General features: G+C 71.8%; 14 protein-coding genes. All 14 read left to right on the forward strand.

Annotation, left to right across the window (positions count from 1 at the left end):
- The first annotated feature begins 292 nt into the window (after positions 1 to 292).
- The 14 genes from ACFWUQ_RS28150 (at position 293) to ACFWUQ_RS28215 (ending at position 16823) form a co-directional block, all read left to right on the forward strand.
- Complete coding sequence (locus tag ACFWUQ_RS28150) at positions 293 to 2302, forward strand: peptidoglycan D,D-transpeptidase FtsI family protein (protein WP_384543599.1); 2010 nt, start codon at positions 293 to 295, stop codon at positions 2300 to 2302.
- Positions 2303 to 2346: 44 nt separating this feature from the next.
- Positions 2347 to 4041, forward strand: coding sequence for a UDP-N-acetylmuramoyl-L-alanyl-D-glutamate--2,6-diaminopimelate ligase (locus ACFWUQ_RS28155; protein WP_384543601.1), 1695 nt, complete (start codon positions 2347 to 2349; stop codon positions 4039 to 4041).
- Entirely contained in the window at positions 4038 to 5462 is a 1425-nt protein-coding gene (gene murF, locus ACFWUQ_RS28160) for a UDP-N-acetylmuramoyl-tripeptide--D-alanyl-D-alanine ligase (RefSeq protein ID WP_384543603.1), read from the forward strand. Before ACFWUQ_RS28155 ends, murF begins: the two co-directional genes overlap by 4 nt.
- A complete protein-coding gene (mraY, locus tag ACFWUQ_RS28165; protein ID WP_384543605.1) occupies positions 5459 to 6529 on the forward strand; it encodes a phospho-N-acetylmuramoyl-pentapeptide-transferase in 1071 nt (356 codons plus the stop codon). The genes murF and mraY overlap by 4 nt, the downstream gene beginning before the upstream one ends.
- Entirely contained in the window at positions 6511 to 8013 is a 1503-nt protein-coding gene (gene murD, locus ACFWUQ_RS28170; RefSeq protein WP_384543607.1) for a UDP-N-acetylmuramoyl-L-alanine--D-glutamate ligase, read from the forward strand. The genes mraY and murD overlap by 19 nt, the downstream gene beginning before the upstream one ends.
- Positions 8014 to 8083: 70 nt before the next feature.
- Positions 8084 to 9445: a putative lipid II flippase FtsW gene (gene ftsW / locus ACFWUQ_RS28175; RefSeq protein WP_384543609.1), complete on the forward strand. Its 1362-nt coding sequence runs from the start codon at positions 8084 to 8086 to the stop codon at positions 9443 to 9445.
- Between the two features lie 6 nt (positions 9446 to 9451).
- A complete protein-coding gene (gene murG, locus ACFWUQ_RS28180; protein WP_384543611.1) occupies positions 9452 to 10546 on the forward strand; it encodes an undecaprenyldiphospho-muramoylpentapeptide beta-N-acetylglucosaminyltransferase in 1095 nt (364 codons plus the stop codon).
- Between the two features lie 32 nt (positions 10547 to 10578).
- Positions 10579 to 11406, forward strand: a complete 828-nt coding sequence (locus tag ACFWUQ_RS28185; RefSeq protein ID WP_384543613.1) for a cell division protein FtsQ/DivIB — start codon at positions 10579 to 10581, stop codon at positions 11404 to 11406.
- Positions 11407 to 11685: 279 nt separating this feature from the next.
- The gene (gene ftsZ / locus ACFWUQ_RS28190; RefSeq protein WP_384543615.1) at positions 11686 to 12891 is read left to right on the forward strand and encodes a cell division protein FtsZ; all 1206 of its coding nucleotides are present in this window, start codon (positions 11686 to 11688) and stop codon (positions 12889 to 12891) included.
- Positions 12888 to 13631 (forward strand): peptidoglycan editing factor PgeF, encoded by a 744-nt coding sequence (gene pgeF, locus ACFWUQ_RS28195; RefSeq protein ID WP_384543617.1) that lies wholly within the window; start codon positions 12888 to 12890, stop codon positions 13629 to 13631. The genes ftsZ and pgeF overlap by 4 nt, the downstream gene beginning before the upstream one ends.
- Positions 13632 to 13634: 3 nt before the next feature.
- A complete protein-coding gene (locus ACFWUQ_RS28200; protein WP_384543619.1) occupies positions 13635 to 14354 on the forward strand; it encodes a YggS family pyridoxal phosphate-dependent enzyme in 720 nt (239 codons plus the stop codon).
- Between the two features lie 149 nt (positions 14355 to 14503).
- Positions 14504 to 15121 carry a cell division protein SepF gene (locus tag ACFWUQ_RS28205; RefSeq protein WP_384543621.1) on the forward strand — a complete coding sequence of 206 codons (618 nt, stop codon included), beginning with the start codon at positions 14504 to 14506 and terminating at the stop codon, positions 15119 to 15121.
- Between the two features lie 60 nt (positions 15122 to 15181).
- The gene (locus tag ACFWUQ_RS28210; RefSeq protein ID WP_384543623.1) at positions 15182 to 15478 is read left to right on the forward strand and encodes a YggT family protein; all 297 of its coding nucleotides are present in this window, start codon (positions 15182 to 15184) and stop codon (positions 15476 to 15478) included.
- A gap of 82 nt (positions 15479 to 15560) precedes the next feature.
- The gene (locus tag ACFWUQ_RS28215) at positions 15561 to 16823 is read left to right on the forward strand and encodes a DivIVA domain-containing protein (protein ID WP_384543625.1); all 1263 of its coding nucleotides are present in this window, start codon (positions 15561 to 15563) and stop codon (positions 16821 to 16823) included.
- Positions 16824 to 16901: the final 78 nt, after the last annotated feature.

Below are 16901 nucleotides of genomic sequence, written 5' to 3' on the forward strand. Positions count from 1 at the left end.
GCCCCCGACCGCGGCCGGGCAGCCCTCCGCCGCCGACCCGCCGGCCGCCGCGGGGCAGCCCGGCCAGGCCCCCGGGGGCCCGGCCTCCGCGCCCGCTTCCCCTCCCGCGCAGCAGCCCACCACCAACCCAGGCAGGTGACGTCGTGACCCTGACGGCAGACGGTTCCGCGGCGCCGGGGCGCAGCCCCGAGGGGCCCCGGCCCTCTTCCCGCCCCGCCCCCTCCCGTGACCGGTCGGCGGTGCCCGGACCCGCGCCCGTGCGGGGCGGCCACCACCGCGCGGCGGTGGCCCGGTGAGCCCGCAGGAACCGCGCAAGCGGGTGCCCGGTCCCGGCCGCCCCCGTCCCGGCGAGCGCGCCCGGGCCGCGGGTACCGCCCGGCCGGCGTCCCGCCCCGCGACCCGTCGCCCGGCCCCGGCCCGCCGCCCCCACACCATCCGGCTCGGCAGCCCCCGGCCGCGGCTCCGGCTCGTCGGCTTCGGCCTGACCCTCGTCATGCTCGCCTTCGTGGTCAGGCTGCTCCAGGTGCAGGCCGTGGACGCCAAGGCGTTCTCCGCCGAGGCCTCCAAGAACCGCTACACCAGCGTGAAACTGGCCGCCGAGCGCGGGGAGATCACCGACCGCAAGGGCGTCGCCCTCGCCACGAGCGTCGACGCGTACGACATCACCGCCGACCCGAAGATGTTCACCCCGCAGGACAGCAAGGCCCCCGACGCCCCGGAGCAGGCCGCCGCCCTGCTCGCGCCCATCCTCGGCAAGAGCGCCGAGGAACTCACCGAGCGCCTCAGGACGAAGAACACCCGCTACGTCGTCCTCGCCCACCGCCAGACCCCCCAGGTCTGGAACCAGATCAAGGACCTCAAGCGGGTCTTCGCGGACAAGGCGGCGGCCGACAAGAAGAACAACGGCCCCGGCGCCAACGTCCTGGCCGGCGTGTTCAACGCGGACAGCAGCAAGCGCGTCTACCCGGGCGGCGACCTGGCCGCCGGGATACTGGGCTACGTCAACGCCGAGGGCAAGGGCGGCGGCGGGCTGGAGTCCTCCCTCGACAAGAAGCTGTCCGGCAAGGACGGCGAGGTCACCTACGCCCAGTCCGGCGGCCGCCGCGTCCCCACGGCCGGCTCCAGCGGGAAGCCCGCCGTGCCCGGCGAGGACATCGAGCTGACCATCGACCGCGACATCCAGTGGGCGGCCCAGAGCGCCATCGCCGAGCAGGTCCAGAAGTCCGAGGCCGACCGGGGCTACGTGATCGTCCAGGACACCCGCACCGGCGAGGTGCTGGCCATGGCCAACGCACCGGGCTTCGACCCCAACGACCTGACCCGGGCCCGCTCGGCCGCCATGGGCAACGCCGCCCTCCAGGACGTCTACGAGCCCGGCTCCACCGCCAAGGTGATGTCCATGGCCGCCGTACTGGAGGAGAAGAAGGCCACCCCCGACACCCGGGTCGAGGTACCCAACCGGCTGCACCGCGGGGACCGGCTGTTCAAGGACGACGTGGACCACCCGACCTGGTACCTGACCCTCAACGGGGTGCTCGCCAAGTCCTCCAACATCGGCACCATCCTGGCCACCGGCCAGCTCGGACCCACACAGCCCGAGGCCAACAAGGTGCTGCACTCCTACCTGACCAAATTCGGCATGGGTCAGCCCACCGGCCTGGACTACCCGGGCGAGTCCCGCGGCCTCCTCGCCGAACCCCAGGACTGGTCGACCTCCCAGCAGTACACGATCCCCTTCGGCCAGGGCATGTCCCTCAACGCCATGCAGGCGGCCTCCGTGTACTCGACCATCGCCAACGGCGGCGTCCGGATCGAGCCGACCCTGGTCCGCGGCACCAAGGGACCCGACGGCCGCTTCACCCCCGCCCCGGCCCCCGAGCAGACCCGCGTGGTCAGCCCCCACACCGCCAAGACCCTCGCGGAGATGCTCGAATCCGTGGTCGACGACCAGGAGGGCACCGGCACCAGGGCCCGCATCCCCGGCTACCGGGTCGGCGGCAAGACCGGCACGTCCAACCGGGTGGATCCGGCCACCGGCCGCTACAAGGGCTACACCGCCTCCTTCGCCGGGTTCGCGCCCGCCGACAACCCCCGCATCACCGTCTACTGCGCCATCCAGAACCCGACGAAGGGCAGTTACTTCGGCGGGCAGATCTGCGGCCCGATCTACAAGAAGGTCATGGAGTTCGCCCTCAAGACCCTCCAGGTCGCCCCCACCGGAACCGCCCCCGCGGGGCTTCCGGTCACCTACGAACCCGGCCCGCAGCCCGCCCCGCAGTCCAGCCCGCAGCCCGGTCAGTGACCCCCCGCCCGACCGGCCCGCCAGAAAAGCGTGAGGCACCACCAGTGACAACGATCACCCCGAAACCCGGGAACCAGTCGACCGCCGACGCCGGGGCCGGGCCCTCGCTTCGCGGGCGCCCCGCCGCGCCCGGTACGCTCACCGCCGTGTCCCACGCTGATCAGCCCAGAACCACCCGGAAAGACGCCCCGGCAGTGCCGCCGGGAGCGCCCAGGCCCGTGTCCGTGCGCCCGACCCCTCTGGGTGAGCTGGCCACGCTGCTGGGCATCCGCGTACCGGGCGAGGCCCGGATCACCGGCATCACGCACGACTCCCGTGCGGTGCGCCCCGGTGACCTGTACGCGGCCCTGCCCGGAGCCCGGACGCACGGCGCCGACTTCGCCGCGCAGGCGGCCGGCCTCGGCGCCGCCGCCGTGCTGACCGACCCCGCGGGGTCGGAGCGCGCCGCCGCGACCGGCCTGCCCGTCCTGACCGTCGCCGACCCGCGCGGCCGGATGGGCGAGCTCGCCGCCACGATCTACGGCCGGCCCGGCGAGGGCCTGCTCCAGATCGGCATCACCGGTACCTCCGGCAAGACCACCACGGCGTACCTCGTCGAAGGCGGCCTGCGGGCGGCGGACCGCGCCACCGGACTCGTCGGCACGGTCGAGATGCGCATCGGCGACGAGCGCATCAAGTCGGAGCGGACCACCCCCGAGGCCACCGACCTGCAGGCCCTCTTCGCCGTCATGCGCGAACGCGGGGTCGAGGCCGTCGCCATGGAGGTCTCCAGCCACGCCCTGGTGCTCGGCCGGGTCGACGGCTGCGTCTTCGACGTCGCCGTCTTCAACAACCTGAGCCCCGAGCACATGGAGTTCCACTCCGGCATGGAGGACTACTTCCAGGCCAAGGCGCAGCTCTTCACCGGGCGCCGCGCCCGCCTCGGCGTGGTCAACCTGGACGACGAGTACGGCCGCCGGCTGGCCAAGGAGGCCACCGTCCCGGTCGTCACCTTCTCCGCCGCGGGCGACCCGGCCGCCGACTGGCGCGCCGCGGACGTGGTCTTCGGGCCGGCCAGTTCCACCCTGACCCTGCTCGGCCCCCTGGGGGAGCGGGTACGGGCCACCGCCCCGCTGCCCGGACCGTTCAACGTCGCCAACACCGTCGCCGCGATCGTCACGCTCGCCACCGCCGGCCTCGACCCGCAGACCGCCGCCGACGGCGTCGCCGCGGTCCCCGGGGTACCGGGCCGGCTGGAGCGGGTGGACGCGGGCCAGCCGTACCTCGCCGTCGTCGACTACGCGCACAAGACGGACGCCGTCGAATCGGTGCTGCGCGCGCTGCGCGAGGTCACCGAGGGCCGCCTGCACATCGTGCTCGGCTGCGGCGGCGACCGCGACACCACCAAGCGCGCCCCGATGGGGGCCGCGGCCGCCCGGTACGCCGACGTGGCCGTCCTGACCTCCGACAACCCGCGCTCCGAGGACCCGCTCGCGATCCTCGGGGCGATGTTCGAGGGCGCCGTGTCCGTGCCGCCCGCCGAACGGGGCACCGTCCTCGTCGACGCCGACCGGGCGGCGGCCATCGCGGCCGCCGTCGCACGCGCCCGGCCCGGCGACACCGTCCTCGTCGCGGGCAAGGGCCACGAGCAGGGCCAGGACACCGCCGGCGTCGTACGGCCCTTCGACGACCGCACCGTGCTCCGCGAGGCCATCGAGACCCAGCAGCGCACCGCCCGACAGGCCGAGGTGAACCAGTGATCGACCTCTCCCTCGCCGAGATCGCCGACATCACCGGCGGGCGGCCCCACGACATACCGGATCCGTCGGTGCGGATCAGCGGTCCCGTCGTGATCGACTCCCGCCAGGTGGAGGCCGGCAGCCTGTTCGCCGCCTTCGACGGGGAGCACGTCGACGGCCACGACTACGCCGGACGCGCGGTCGCCGCCGGGGCGGTGGCCGTCCTCGCGGCCCGGCCCGTCGGCGTGCCCGCGATCGTCGTCCCGGACGTCGAGAAGGCGCTCGGCGCCCTCGCGCGGGCCGTCGTCGGCCGGCTCGGCACCGACGTGGTGGCTCTGACCGGCTCCGCCGGCAAGACCTCCACCAAGGACCTCATCGCGCAGGTGCTCCAGGCCCACGCCCCGACCGTGTGGACCCCGGGCTCCCTCAACAACGAGATCGGCCTGCCGCTCACCGCCCTCCGAGCGACCGCCGAAACCCGCCACCTGGTCCTGGAGATGGGGGCCCGCGGGGTCGGCCACATCGCCTACCTCACCGGCCTGACCCCGCCGCGCATCGGAGTCGTCCTCAACGTCGGGACCGCCCACATCGGCGAGTTCGGCGGCCGGGAGCAGATCGCCCGGGCCAAGGGCGAGTTGGTGGAGGCCCTGCCGACCGAGGCCGAGGGCGGCATCGCCGTCCTCAACGCCGACGACCCCCTCGTACGCGCCATGACGGCCCGCACGAAGGCCCGTACGGTCCTGTTCGGCGAGGCCGAGGACGCCGAGGTGCGGGCCGTCGAGGTCCGCCTGACGCCGGCGGGGCAGCCCTCCTTCACACTCCGCACACCGACCGGGTGCAGTGATGTGACCTTGCGGCTGTACGGTGAGCACCACGTGTCGAACGCGCTCGCCGCGGCCGCCGTGGCCCATGTACTGGGCATGTCCGTCGAGGAGATCGCCACCGCGCTCTCCGGGGCGGGCACCCTGTCGCGGTGGCGGATGGAGGTCACCGAGCGGGCCGACGGCGTGACGATCGTCAACGACGCCTACAACGCGAACCCGGAGTCCATGCGGGCCGCCCTGCGCGCGCTCGCCGCCATGGGCGGCACGGCCAGGGCGAAGGGGGGACGCACGTGGGCGGTGCTCGGTCCCATGGCCGAGCTCGGTGACGCTTCGCTGGCAGAGCACGACGCGGTGGGACGGCTCGCCGTCCGGCTCAACGTGAGCAAGCTCGTCGCAGTCGGGGGCAGGGAAGCGTCCTGGCTGCAACTGGGCGCATATAACGAGGGTTCGTGGGGTGAGGAGTCGGTGGTCGTGTCCGACGCGCAAGCGGCGGTCGACCTGTTGCGCAGTGAACTGCGCCCGGGTGACGTCGTGCTGGTGAAGGCATCCAGGTCTGTCGGTCTGGAGCGGGTCGCGCTGGCATTGCTGGAGCGCGAGGGCGAGGTCGCCGACCGATGAGGCAGATCCTGTTCGCCGGAGTCATCGGCCTGTTCCTGACGCTCATCGGCACCCCGCTGCTGATCAAGCTGCTGGCCCGCAAGGGCTACGGCCAGTTCATCCGCGACGACGGCCCCCGCGGCCACGCCGGGAAGAAGGGCACGCCCACCATGGGCGGCATCTCCTTCATCCTGGCCACGCTCATCGCGTACGCCCTGACGAAGGTCATCACCGGCAGCGAACCGACCTTCTCGGGTCTGCTCGTACTGTTCCTGATGGCCGGCATGGGCGTGGTCGGCTACCTGGACGACTACATCAAGATCGTCAAGCGCCGTTCGCTCGGCCTGCGCGCCAAGGCCAAGATGTCCGGCCAGCTGATCGTCGGCATCGCCTTCGCCGTGCTCGCGCTCCAGTTCAAGGACGCCCGCGGGCTCACCCCGGCCTCCGACAAGCTGTCGTTCGTCACGGACTTCGGCTGGTCCATCGGACCGGTGCTGTTCGTGGTCTGGGCCCTGTTCATGATCCTGGCGATGTCCAACGGCGTGAACCTGACCGACGGCCTGGACGGCCTGGCCACCGGCGCCGCCGTGATGGTCTTCGGCGCGTACACCTTCATCGGCGTCTGGCAGTACCAGGAGTCCTGCGCCAACGCGCAGACCCTGCCGTACCCGAACGCCTGCTTCGAGGTGCGCGACCCGCTCGACCTGGCCGTCGTCGCCTCCGCCCTGATGGGCGCCTGCTTCGGCTTCCTGTGGTGGAACACCTCGCCCGCCAAGATCTTCATGGGCGACACCGGTTCGCTGGCCCTCGGCGGCGCGCTCGCCGGCCTCGCGATCTGCTCCCGCACGGAGTTCCTGATGGCGCTCCTCGGCGGCCTCTTCGTCCTCATCACCATGTCGGTCGTCATCCAGGTCGGCTCCTTCAAGATGACCGGGAAGCGCGTCTTCCGGATGGCCCCGCTGCAGCACCACTTCGAACTCAAGGGGTGGTCCGAAGTCCTTGTCGTGGTCCGCTTCTGGATCATCCAGGGCATGTGCGTGATCGTGGGTCTCGGTCTCTTCTACGCGGGATGGGCAGCCGACAAGTGACCTCCTGGCACGGCAAGAACATCACCGTCGCCGGCCTCGGCGTGAGCGGCGTCAGCGCCGCCCGCGCCCTGGCCGGCCTCGGGGCCGTCGTGACCGTCGTCGACAACGGGGACGGCGACGCGCAGCGCGCGCGGGCCGCCGAGCTCGCCGAGCAGGGCATCGAGGTCCGCTTCGGGACGCAGGACGGCGGACCCCGCGCGGGCGACGTCCTGCCCGAGGGGACCGAGCTGGTCGTCACCTCCCCGGGCTGGAAGCCCGACAGCCCTCTGTTCGCGGCGGCCGCCGCGGCGGGGGTCGAGGTCGTCGGAGACGTGGAGATCGCCTGGCTGCTCCGCGAGAGGGGCCAGGAGCTGCGCGCCGCGCGGTCCGGCGCCCCCGCGGGAGCGCCACGGCGCGAGCCCGCGCCGTGGCTGGCCATCACCGGGACCAACGGCAAGACGACGACCACCCAGATGCTCGCCTCGATCCTGAAGGCCGCCGGCCTGCGGACCGCGGCCGTCGGCAACATCGGCACCCCCATCATCGACGTGGTGCTCGGCGAGCAGGAGTACGACGTCCTCGCCGTCGAACTGTCCAGCTACCAGCTGCACTGGGCCCCCTCGGTCCGCGCCCACTCGGCCGCCGTGCTCAACCTGGCCCCGGACCACCTCGACTGGCACGGCTCGATGGAGGCCTACGCCGCCGACAAGGGGCGGATCTACGAGGGCAACACCGTGGCCTGCGTGTACAACGCGTCGGACCCGGCCACCGAGGACCTGGTCGTGGCGGCCGACGTGGAGGAGGGCTGCCGGGCGATCGGCTTCACCCTCGGCGCCCCCGGCCCGTCCATGCTCGGCGTCGTCGACGGCATCCTCGTCGACCGCGCCTTCGTGGAGAACCGGCAGAAGAACGCCCAGGAACTCGCGCAGGTCGAGGACGTCAACCCGCCGGCCCCGCACAACATCGCCAACGCGCTCGCCGCGGCGGCCCTGGCCCGCGCCTTCGGCGTGGAGCCCCGCGCCGTCCGCGACGGGCTGCGCGACTTCCGCCCGGACGCCCACCGCGTCGCCCACGTGGACGTCGTCGCCTCGGTCAGCTACGTCGACGACTCCAAGGCCACCAACACCCACGCGGCCGAGGCCTCCCTGGCGGCCTTCGAGCCGGTCGTCTGGATCGCCGGGGGCCTCGCCAAGGGCGCGACCTTCGACGAGCTGGTCCAGAAGTCGGCGAAGCGGCTGCGCGGCGCGGTACTCATGGGCGCCGACCGGGCGCTGATCGCCGAGGCGCTGGCGCGACACGCCCCCGAGGTCCCGGTCGTCGACCTCGCCCGGACCGACACTGGGGCGATGCTCGCGGCGGTCCGGGAAGCGGCCCGGCTCGCCGAGCCCGGCGACACGGTCCTGCTGGCGCCTGCCTGCGCCTCGATGGACATGTTCGCGAACTACAACAAGCGCGGGGACGCGTTCGCCGAGGCGGTGCGCGAACTGGCCGCCGAGGACGCCTAGGCCGAAGGCTCCGGGAGCGGATCCCTCCGGCCGGCGACTCGCCTCGTACGAGTGGAGGGGAAGATCACAGATGCCGGCCAAGCAGATGCTGCCGGGGCGGCGGCCGTCCGCCGTGAGGGCGCAGGGCCGCAAGCGCCCCGTGGTACGTGTGAGGCGGCCCGCCGGGCGCGGGCCGCTGGTCCGGCTGCGGCGTACGCAGCAGCAGCTGCGCAAGGCCTGGGACCGCCCCCTCACCGCGTACTACCTGATCTTCGGCAGCTCGATGCTCATCACGGTGCTCGGCCTCGTGATGGTGTACTCCGCCTCCATGATCAAGGCGCTCCAGCTGGGCCTCGGCGACGCCTACTTCTTCAAGAAGCAGTTCCTGGCGGCACTGATCGGCGCCGTACTCCTGCTGGTCGCCTCCCGGATGCCGGTCAAACTGCACCGGGCGCTCTCCTACCCGGTCCTCGCGGGCACGCTCTTCCTGATGGCCCTGGTCCAGGTCCCCGGGATAGGGGTCTCGATCAACGGCAACCAGAATTGGATCTCCCTTGGCGGTCCGTTCATGCTCCAGCCAAGTGAGTTCGGCAAGCTGGCGCTGATCCTGTGGGGAGCCGACCTCCTGGCGCGCAAGGGAGACAAGGGGCTGCTGAGCCAGTGGAAGCACCTGCTGGTGCCGCTGGTCCCGGTGGCGTTCCTGCTGCTCGGCCTGATCATGCTGGGCGGGGACATGGGCACCGCGATGATCCTCGGGGCCATCCTGTTCGGCCTGCTCTGGCTGGCCGGCGCCCCGACGCGCCTGTTCGTGGGCGTCCTGGCCCTCGCGGGCCTGATCGTCGCACTGCTCATCAAGACCAGCCCGCACCGCATGGACCGGCTGGAGTGCCTCGGTGCGACGGAGCCGGGCAAGAACGACCTCTGCTGGCAGGCCGTGCACGGGATCTACGCCCTCGCGTCGGGCGGATGGTTCGGTTCCGGCCTGGGTGCGAGTGTGGAAAAATGGGGGCAACTACCCGAAGCCCACACCGACTTCATCTTTGCCATCACCGGGGAGGAACTCGGTCTGGCGGGGACGCTGTCGGTGCTCGCCCTGTTCGCGGCTCTAGGCTATGCGGGTATCCGCGTGGCCGGACGCACGGAGGACTCCTTCGTACGGTTTGCCGCGGGAGGCGTGACCACCTGGATCACGGCCCAGGCCGTGATCAACATCGGTGCGGTGCTCGGCCTGCTGCCGATCGCCGGAGTCCCGCTCCCGCTGTTCTCCTACGGGGGGTCGGCCCTGCTGCCGACCATGTTCGCGGTCGGACTGCTCATCGCCTTCGCGCGGGAGGAGCCGGCCGCGCGCGCGGCCCTCGCGATGCGGCAGCCGAAGACCGGCTGGAGGCGGACCGGGGTGAGATGGAAGTCGATGAGACGGCGCGTCAAGAAGCGACCGTCCGGAGAGCGGTGAATTTCGGTGCATGTCGTACTCGCCGGTGGGGGGACCGCCGGCCACATCGAGCCGGCGCTCGCCCTCGCGGACGCCCTGCGCAGGCAGGACCCTTCAGTGGGCATCACCGCCCTCGGCACGGAGCGCGGACTTGAGACCCGCCTGGTGCCGGAGCGCGGCTACGAACTCGGACTGATCCCCGCCGTACCGCTGCCCCGCAAGCCCACCCCGGAACTGATCACCGTCCCCGGGCGGCTGCGCGGCACGATCAAGGCCGCGGAGGAGATCCTGCTCCGCACCAAGGCCGACTGCGTCGTGGGCTTCGGCGGCTACGTGGCCCTGCCCGGCTACCTCGCGGCCAAGCGGCTCGGGGTGCCGATCATCGTCCACGAGGCCAACGCCCGCCCCGGACTGGCCAACAAGATCGGCTCCCGGTACGCGCACGCCGTCGCGGTCTCCACCCCCGACAGCAAGCTCCGCGGCGCCCGCTACGTGGGGATCCCGCTGCGGCGCTCGATCTCCACCCTCGACCGGGCCGCCGTACGCCCCGAGGCGCGCGCCGCCTTCGGGCTCGACCCCAACCTGCCGACGCTGCTGGTCTCCGGCGGCTCACAGGGCGCCCGCCGCCTCAACGAGACCATCCAGCAGGTCGCGCCCGTCCTCCAGCGCTCCGGGATCCAGATCCTGCACGCGGTGGGCCCCAAGAACGAACTGCCGCGTGTCGACAACATGCCCGGGATGCCGCCGTATGTGCCGGTACCGTACGTGGACCGGATGGACCTCGCGTACGCCGCCGCGGACATGATGCTGTGCCGCGCGGGCGCGATGACCGTCGCCGAACTGTCCGCCGTCGGGCTCCCCGCCGCCTACGTCCCGCTGCCGATCGGCAACGGCGAACAGCGGCTCAACGCCCAGCCGGTGGTCAAGGCCGGGGGCGGCCTGCTCGTGGACGACGCGGAACTGACGCCCGACTGGGTGCTCGGCCACGTCCTCCCGGTACTGTCCGATCCGCACCGGCTGTACGAGATGTCCCGCGCCGCCGGGGAGTTCGGGCGACGTGACGCCGACGAGCTGCTGGTCGGCATGGTGTACGAGGCGATCGCGGCCCACCGGGCCCGCTGAGGCGGGCACGCACAGACGCAGGAGGCACAGGAGTGGCCGGAGCGAGCACCGCCCAGCGCGGCACACCAGGCTCTGACCGGCCTGCCCGCAAGGGCTCCGGCTCTCCCAAGCCCCCGGCTCCGCCGGAGAGGACCGGTCCGCCGGCCTCCGGCGGGCGTCTGCGCCGGGGCCGCGCACTGGCCCTCCTCGGCGCCGCGGCGCTCCTGGCCGGGGGCGCCGCCTGGGTGCTCTACGGCTCCTCCTGGCTGCGGGTCGAGAAGGTCGGCGCCACCGGCACCGAGGTGCTCACGGTCGAGCAGGTCCTCGCCGCCGCTGCCGTCCCGGTCGGCGCCCCCCTGGTGGGCGTCGACACGGACGAGATCGAGAACCGCGTCCGCACTGCGCTGCCCCGTGTCGATTCGGTCGATGTGGTGCGGGCCTGGCCGCGCGGAATCGGGGTGAAGGTGACGGAGCGCAAACCCGTCCTGCTCATCAGAAAGGACGCGGACTTCGTCGAAGTGGACGCATCCGGTGTGCGATTCGACACGGTTGCGAAAGCACCCGCCGGTGTTCCGGTCCTCGTACTGAACGCGGAACGGTCACCGAGCGCCCGCCGCTTCGACGAGCGGCGGCTGCTGCACGAGGCGGTTCGCGTCGCCGGGACCCTTCCGGATCCGATCGCCGCCGAGACCTCGCAGGTCAAGGTGGGTTCCTACGATTCGGTGGTACTGGAGCTCTCCGGCGGCCGGACCGTGGCCTGGGGGAGCGGTGAACAGAGCGAGGCGAAAGGCCGCGCGCTGACGGCTCTCCTGAAAGCCGCGCCGGACGCCGACCACTTCGACGTGAGCGTTCCCACCGCCCCTGCGGTGTCCGGGAGTTGACGTCGGGTCGAACAGCGGCGCACCCTGGTTGGCCACCGATACGGGTGATCACATAGGGTGAAAAGAAAAACGGGAGGTTCGGCGTGTTCGTTGAACACGCGCTACTTGTCGACTTAGTGTCCTGTTCGGAAGAGTCCAGAGAACAGACACACCCCTAACCCTAAACTTCAGGGTGAGGGTTCGGGTCGGCGCGTTCGGACCGACCCTATTTCGGCATCAGTCGTCGCAACGCAGGCCCGCGAGGCGGCGACACGTAAATCGAGGCGAGAGGCCTTCGACGTGGCAGCACCGCAGAACTACCTCGCAGTCATCAAGGTCATCGGTGTCGGCGGCGGTGGTGTCAATGCCATCAACCGAATGATCGAGGTCGGTCTCAAGGGCGTCGAGTTCATCGCCATCAACACGGACGCCCAGGCGCTGTTGATGAGCGACGCCGACGTCAAGCTCGACGTCGGCCGGGAACTCACCCGCGGCCTCGGCGCCGGCGCCAACCCGGCCGTCGGTCGCAAGGCGGCAGAGGACCACCGCGAGGAGATCGAGGAGGTCCTCAAGGGGGCCGACATGGTCTTCGTCACCGCCGGCGAGGGCGGCGGCACCGGCACCGGCGGCGCACCCGTCGTCGCCAACATCGCGCGCTCGCTGGGAGCCCTGACGATCGGTGTGGTCACCCGGCCGTTCACCTTCGAGGGCCGGCGCCGCGCGAACCAGGCGGAGGACGGCATCGCCGAGCTCCGCGAAGAGGTCGACACCCTCATCGTCATCCCCAACGACCGGCTGCTGTCCATCTCGGACCGCCAGGTCAGCGTCCTCGACGCGTTCAAGTCGGCCGACCAGGTCCTGCTCTCGGGCGTCCAGGGCATCACCGACCTCATCACCACCCCCGGTCTGATCAACCTCGACTTCGCCGACGTCAAGTCCGTGATGTCCGAGGCCGGCTCGGCCCTGATGGGCATCGGCTCGGCCCGCGGCGACGACCGCGCGGTGGCCGCGGCGGAGATGGCCATCTCCTCGCCGCTGCTGGAGGCCTCCATCGACGGCGCCCGCGGCGTCCTGCTGTCCATCTCCGGCGGCTCGGACCTCGGTCTCTTCGAGATCAACGAGGCCGCGCAGCTGGTGAGCGAGGCGGCCCACCCGGAGGCGAACATCATCTTCGGCGCCGTCATCGACGACGCGCTCGGCGACGAGGTCCGGGTCACCGTCATCGCGGCCGGCTTCGACGGCGGACAGCCCCCGGCCCGCCGGGACAACGTCATCGGCGCCGCGTCCACCAAGCGCGAGGAGCCCGCCCCGGCCCCGGTCCGTGCGGCGGAGCCGGTCCGCCCGGCCTTCGGCGGCCTCGGCTCGGTCACCCCGCGCGAGGACCCGCCGGCCCCGGTCGAGCCCGCCCCGGTCGAGGCCCAGGCCGCCGCGCCGCAGGTCCCGACGGCCCGTCCGTACCAGGACAGCCCGGCCGAGGAACTGGATGTCCCGGACTTCTTGAAGTGACACCGGAGCAGCACCACGTGGGCGGCGCCCACTTCGCCTTCACCGACCGGTGGGGTGGAGTGAGCGCCGTTCCGTACGAAGAGCTCAACCTCGGCGGCGCGGTCGGAGACGACCCGGCCGCCGTTTCCGCGAACCGGGCCCTCGCGGCACGGTCCCTGGGCCTGGACCCGGCGCTGGTGGTCTGGATGAACCAGGTGCACGGGCGGGATGTCGCCGTGGTCGAGGGCCCGTGGGGCGCCGGCCGGGGAGCGGGCGCGGACGTGCCCGCCGTGGACGCCGTGGTGACCGCCCGCCGGGGGCTCGCCCTGGCGGTGCTCACCGCCGACTGCACACCGGTTCTGCTGGCCGACCCGGTCGCCGGGGTCGCGGGCGCCGCCCACGCGGGTCGGCCCGGCCTGGTCGCCGGCGTGGTGCCCGCCGCGGTCGAGGCGATGGTCGCCCTCGGCGCCGAGCCCGGCCGGATCGTGGCCCGTACCGGACCCGCGGTCTGCGGGCGCTGCTACGAGGTGCCCGCCGCGATGCGGGACGCGGTCGCCGAAGCGGTCCCCGCCGCGCGGGCCGAGACCAGCTGGGGGACGCCGGCCGTCGACGTGGTCGCCGGGGTGCACGCCCAGCTCGCGGCGGCGGGGGTGGTGAACGCCCGCCGGTCCGAGGTCTGCACACTGGAGTCGCGGGACCACTTCTCGTACCGCCGCGACCGGGTGACCGGGCGGCTTGCCGGATATGTCTGGTTGGTTTGAAAAATGACGGACCGTAAGTCGGAACTCGCCGAGAACCTGGCGCGGGTGGAGGGGCGTATCTCCTCCGCCTGCGCGGCGGCGGGGCGCGGGCGGGAGGAGGTGACCCTGATCGTGGTCACCAAGACCTACCCGGCGAGCGACGTACGACTGCTGGCGGAGCTGGGCGTCCGTCATGTGGCGGAGAATCGCGACCAGGACGCCGCCCCCAAGGCCGCGGCCTGCGCGGATCTGCCGCTCAGCTGGCACTTCGTGGGCCAGTTGCAGACGAACAAAGTCCGTTCCGTGGCGGGATACGCGCACGTGGTGCAGTCGGTCGACCGCCCCCGGCTCGTCACCGCCCTCTCCGCGGCCGCTTCGAACGCGGGGCGGGAACTGGGCTGCCTGGTCCAGATCGCCCTCGACGCCGAGTCGGGGGAGCGGGGTGCTCGCGGCGGTGCCGCGCCGGAGCAGCTCGCGGAGTTGGCGGACCTCCTCGCGGCGGCGCCGGGACTGCGGATCGAGGGCCTGATGACCGTCGCCCCGCTCTCCGGCCCCTACGCGGGACGCGAACAAGCGGCGTTCGCGCAGCTGATGGAATTGTCATCCCGCCTGCGCGCGGACCATCCTGCTGCCACGATGGTCTCGGCCGGGATGAGCGCAGACCTGGAACAGGCCGTGGCGGCCGGTGCGACACATGTACGCGTCGGCACTGCGGTACTCGGCGCGAGACCCCGGCTCGGGTAACGTCGCGAAGAAAGTCGGACCACAGCAGAAAATATGGTCATCTCCGCTGATGAGCGGACAGACCACGTGGATCGCGGGCAGTTGGTGACATTCGTGACACGGCGGCACCTGCGACAGGGCGATCCACCACAGAGCGGAGGACTCAGAGAATGGCCGGCGCGATGCGCAAGATGGCGGTCTACCTCGGCCTCGTGGAGGACGACCGGTACGACAATCCGGGGTACGACCCCGACGACGAGTTCGAGCCCGAGCCGGAGCCGGAGCGGACCCGCGAGCGGGACCGCCGCCAGCAGCCCCTGCACCAAGCGCCCGTATCGGATGAACCGGTACGAGTCGCCCAGCCCCCAGCGCAACGGGAAGCTATCCCAATTCCGGTTGAAAACGGACGTCCTGCGCGAATCGCCCCCGTGGCATCCATCACACCTGACCGCACCAACCTGGAGAAGAACGCCCCCGTGATCATGCCCAAGGTCGTCTCCGAGCGGGAGCCGTACCGCATCACGACGCTGCACCCCCGGACCTACAACGAGGCCCGTACCATCGGGGAACACTTCCGTGAGGGCACTCCGGTGATCATGAATCTCACGGAGATGGACGACACGGACGCGAAGCGTCTCGTGGACTTCGCCGCCGGCCTCGTCTTCGGTCTGCACGGCAGCATTGAACGCGTGACACAGAAGGTGTTCCTGCTGTCGCCTGCTAACGTCGATGTCACGGCGGAGGACAAGGCCCGCATCGCGGAGGGCGGGTTCTTCAACCAAAGCTAGACCGATCCGTCAGATACGGGACCGGGAACAGAGCGGAAGCAGGGGAGAGGGAAGCGCGGGATGGGCGTCGCACTGCAAGTGGTCTACATCGCGCTGATGTGCTTCCTCATCGTGCTGATCTTCCGACTGGTCATGGACTACGTGTTCCAGTTCGCACGTTCATGGCAACCCGGCAAGGCGATGGTGGTCGTTCTGGAGGCCACCTACACTGTCACCGATCCACCGCTCAAGCTTCTCCGGCGCTTCATCCCGCCGTTGCGTCTCGGGGGCGTGGCACTCGACCTGTCCTTCTTCGTTCTGATGATCATCGTTTACATCCTCATCAGTTTCGTGAGCACCGCTGCGAGAAGCGTGTGAACGATGAGCTTCCCCGCAGGCGCGGGGACAGTCCCGATACGGGCTTGCCGACTGCCGACGACTACGTAGAGGTGAAGAAGACATGCCGCTGACTCCTGAGGACGTGCGGAACAAGCAGTTCACGACCGTCCGCCTGCGAGAAGGCTATGACGAGGACGAGGTCGACGCCTTCCTCGACGAGGTCGAGTCCGAGCTGACGCGCCTGCTGCGCGAGAACGAGGACCTGCGCGCCAAGCTGGCGGCCGCCACGCGCGCCGCCGCGCAGAACCAGCAGCAGCAGGGCATGCGCAAGCCGGAACCCCAGGACCAGCGAGGCCCCGGCGCCCCCGTGCCCGCGGCCATATCCGGCCCGCCGCAGCAGCAGCAGCAGATGGGTCCGCCGCAGCTGCCGGGCGGCCAGCCGCAGCTGCCCGCCGGCCCCGGCGGACACGGACAGCAGGGTCCTGGCCCCATGGGCGGCCCCATGCAGCAGCACCCCATGGGCGGACCCCAGGGCATGGGCCAGCAGGGCATGGGTCAGCAGGGCATGGGCGGACCCCAGGGCATGGGTCAGCAGGGCATGGGTCAGCAGGGCATGGGCCAGCAGCAGTCGATGGGCGGCCAGAACCCGCTCGGCCAGCCGATGGGCCAGCAGATGCAGCCGATGGGGCAGCAGATGCAGCCCATGGGCCAGCAGATGCACCAGCAGCACCAGCACCAGCAGCAGCCGCAGCTCCCGCAGCAGGGCCCCGGCGGCGACAGCGCCGCACGCGTCCTGTCGCTGGCCCAGCAGACCGCCGACCAGGCGATCGCGGAGGCCCGTTCCGAGGCCAACAAGATCGTCGGCGAGGCCCGTTCGCGCGCCGAGGGCCTGGAGCGGGACGCCCGTGCCAAGGCCGACGCCCTGGAGCGGGACGCACAGGAGAAGCACCGCGTCGCGATGGGCTCCCTGGAGTCCGCCCGCGCCACGCTGGAGCGCAAGGTCGAGGACCTGCGGGGCTTCGAGCGCGAGTACCGCACGCGTCTGAAGTCCTACCTGGAGTCGCAGCTGCGCCAGCTGGAGACCCAGGCCGACGACTCGCTGGCCCCGCCGCGCAACCCGGGTGCTCCTTCGCTGCCGCCGTCGCCGTCGCCCTCGATGGCTCCGGCCGGTGCGATGGGCCACTCCATGGGCGGTCCCTCGATGGGCGGTCCGTCCCCCATGGGCGGTCCCTCGCCGATGGGAGCCCCGTCCTACGGCGGCAACCAGCAGCAGATGTCCCCGGCGATGACCCAGCCGATGGCTCCGGTCCGGCCGGCCGCACCGCAGCCGATGCAGGCGCCGTCGCCGATGCGCGGCTTCCTGATCGACGAGGACGACAACTAGGCGCAGCGCCAGGCGCTCGCTTCACGGGCCGGGCCCGGTCCCCTTCGGGGGTACCGGGCCCGGCCCGTTCCCGTACCC

The organism is Streptomyces sp. NPDC058662, from assembly GCF_042716255.1.
Taxonomy (GTDB): Bacteria; Actinomycetota; Actinomycetes; order Streptomycetales; family Streptomycetaceae; genus Streptomyces.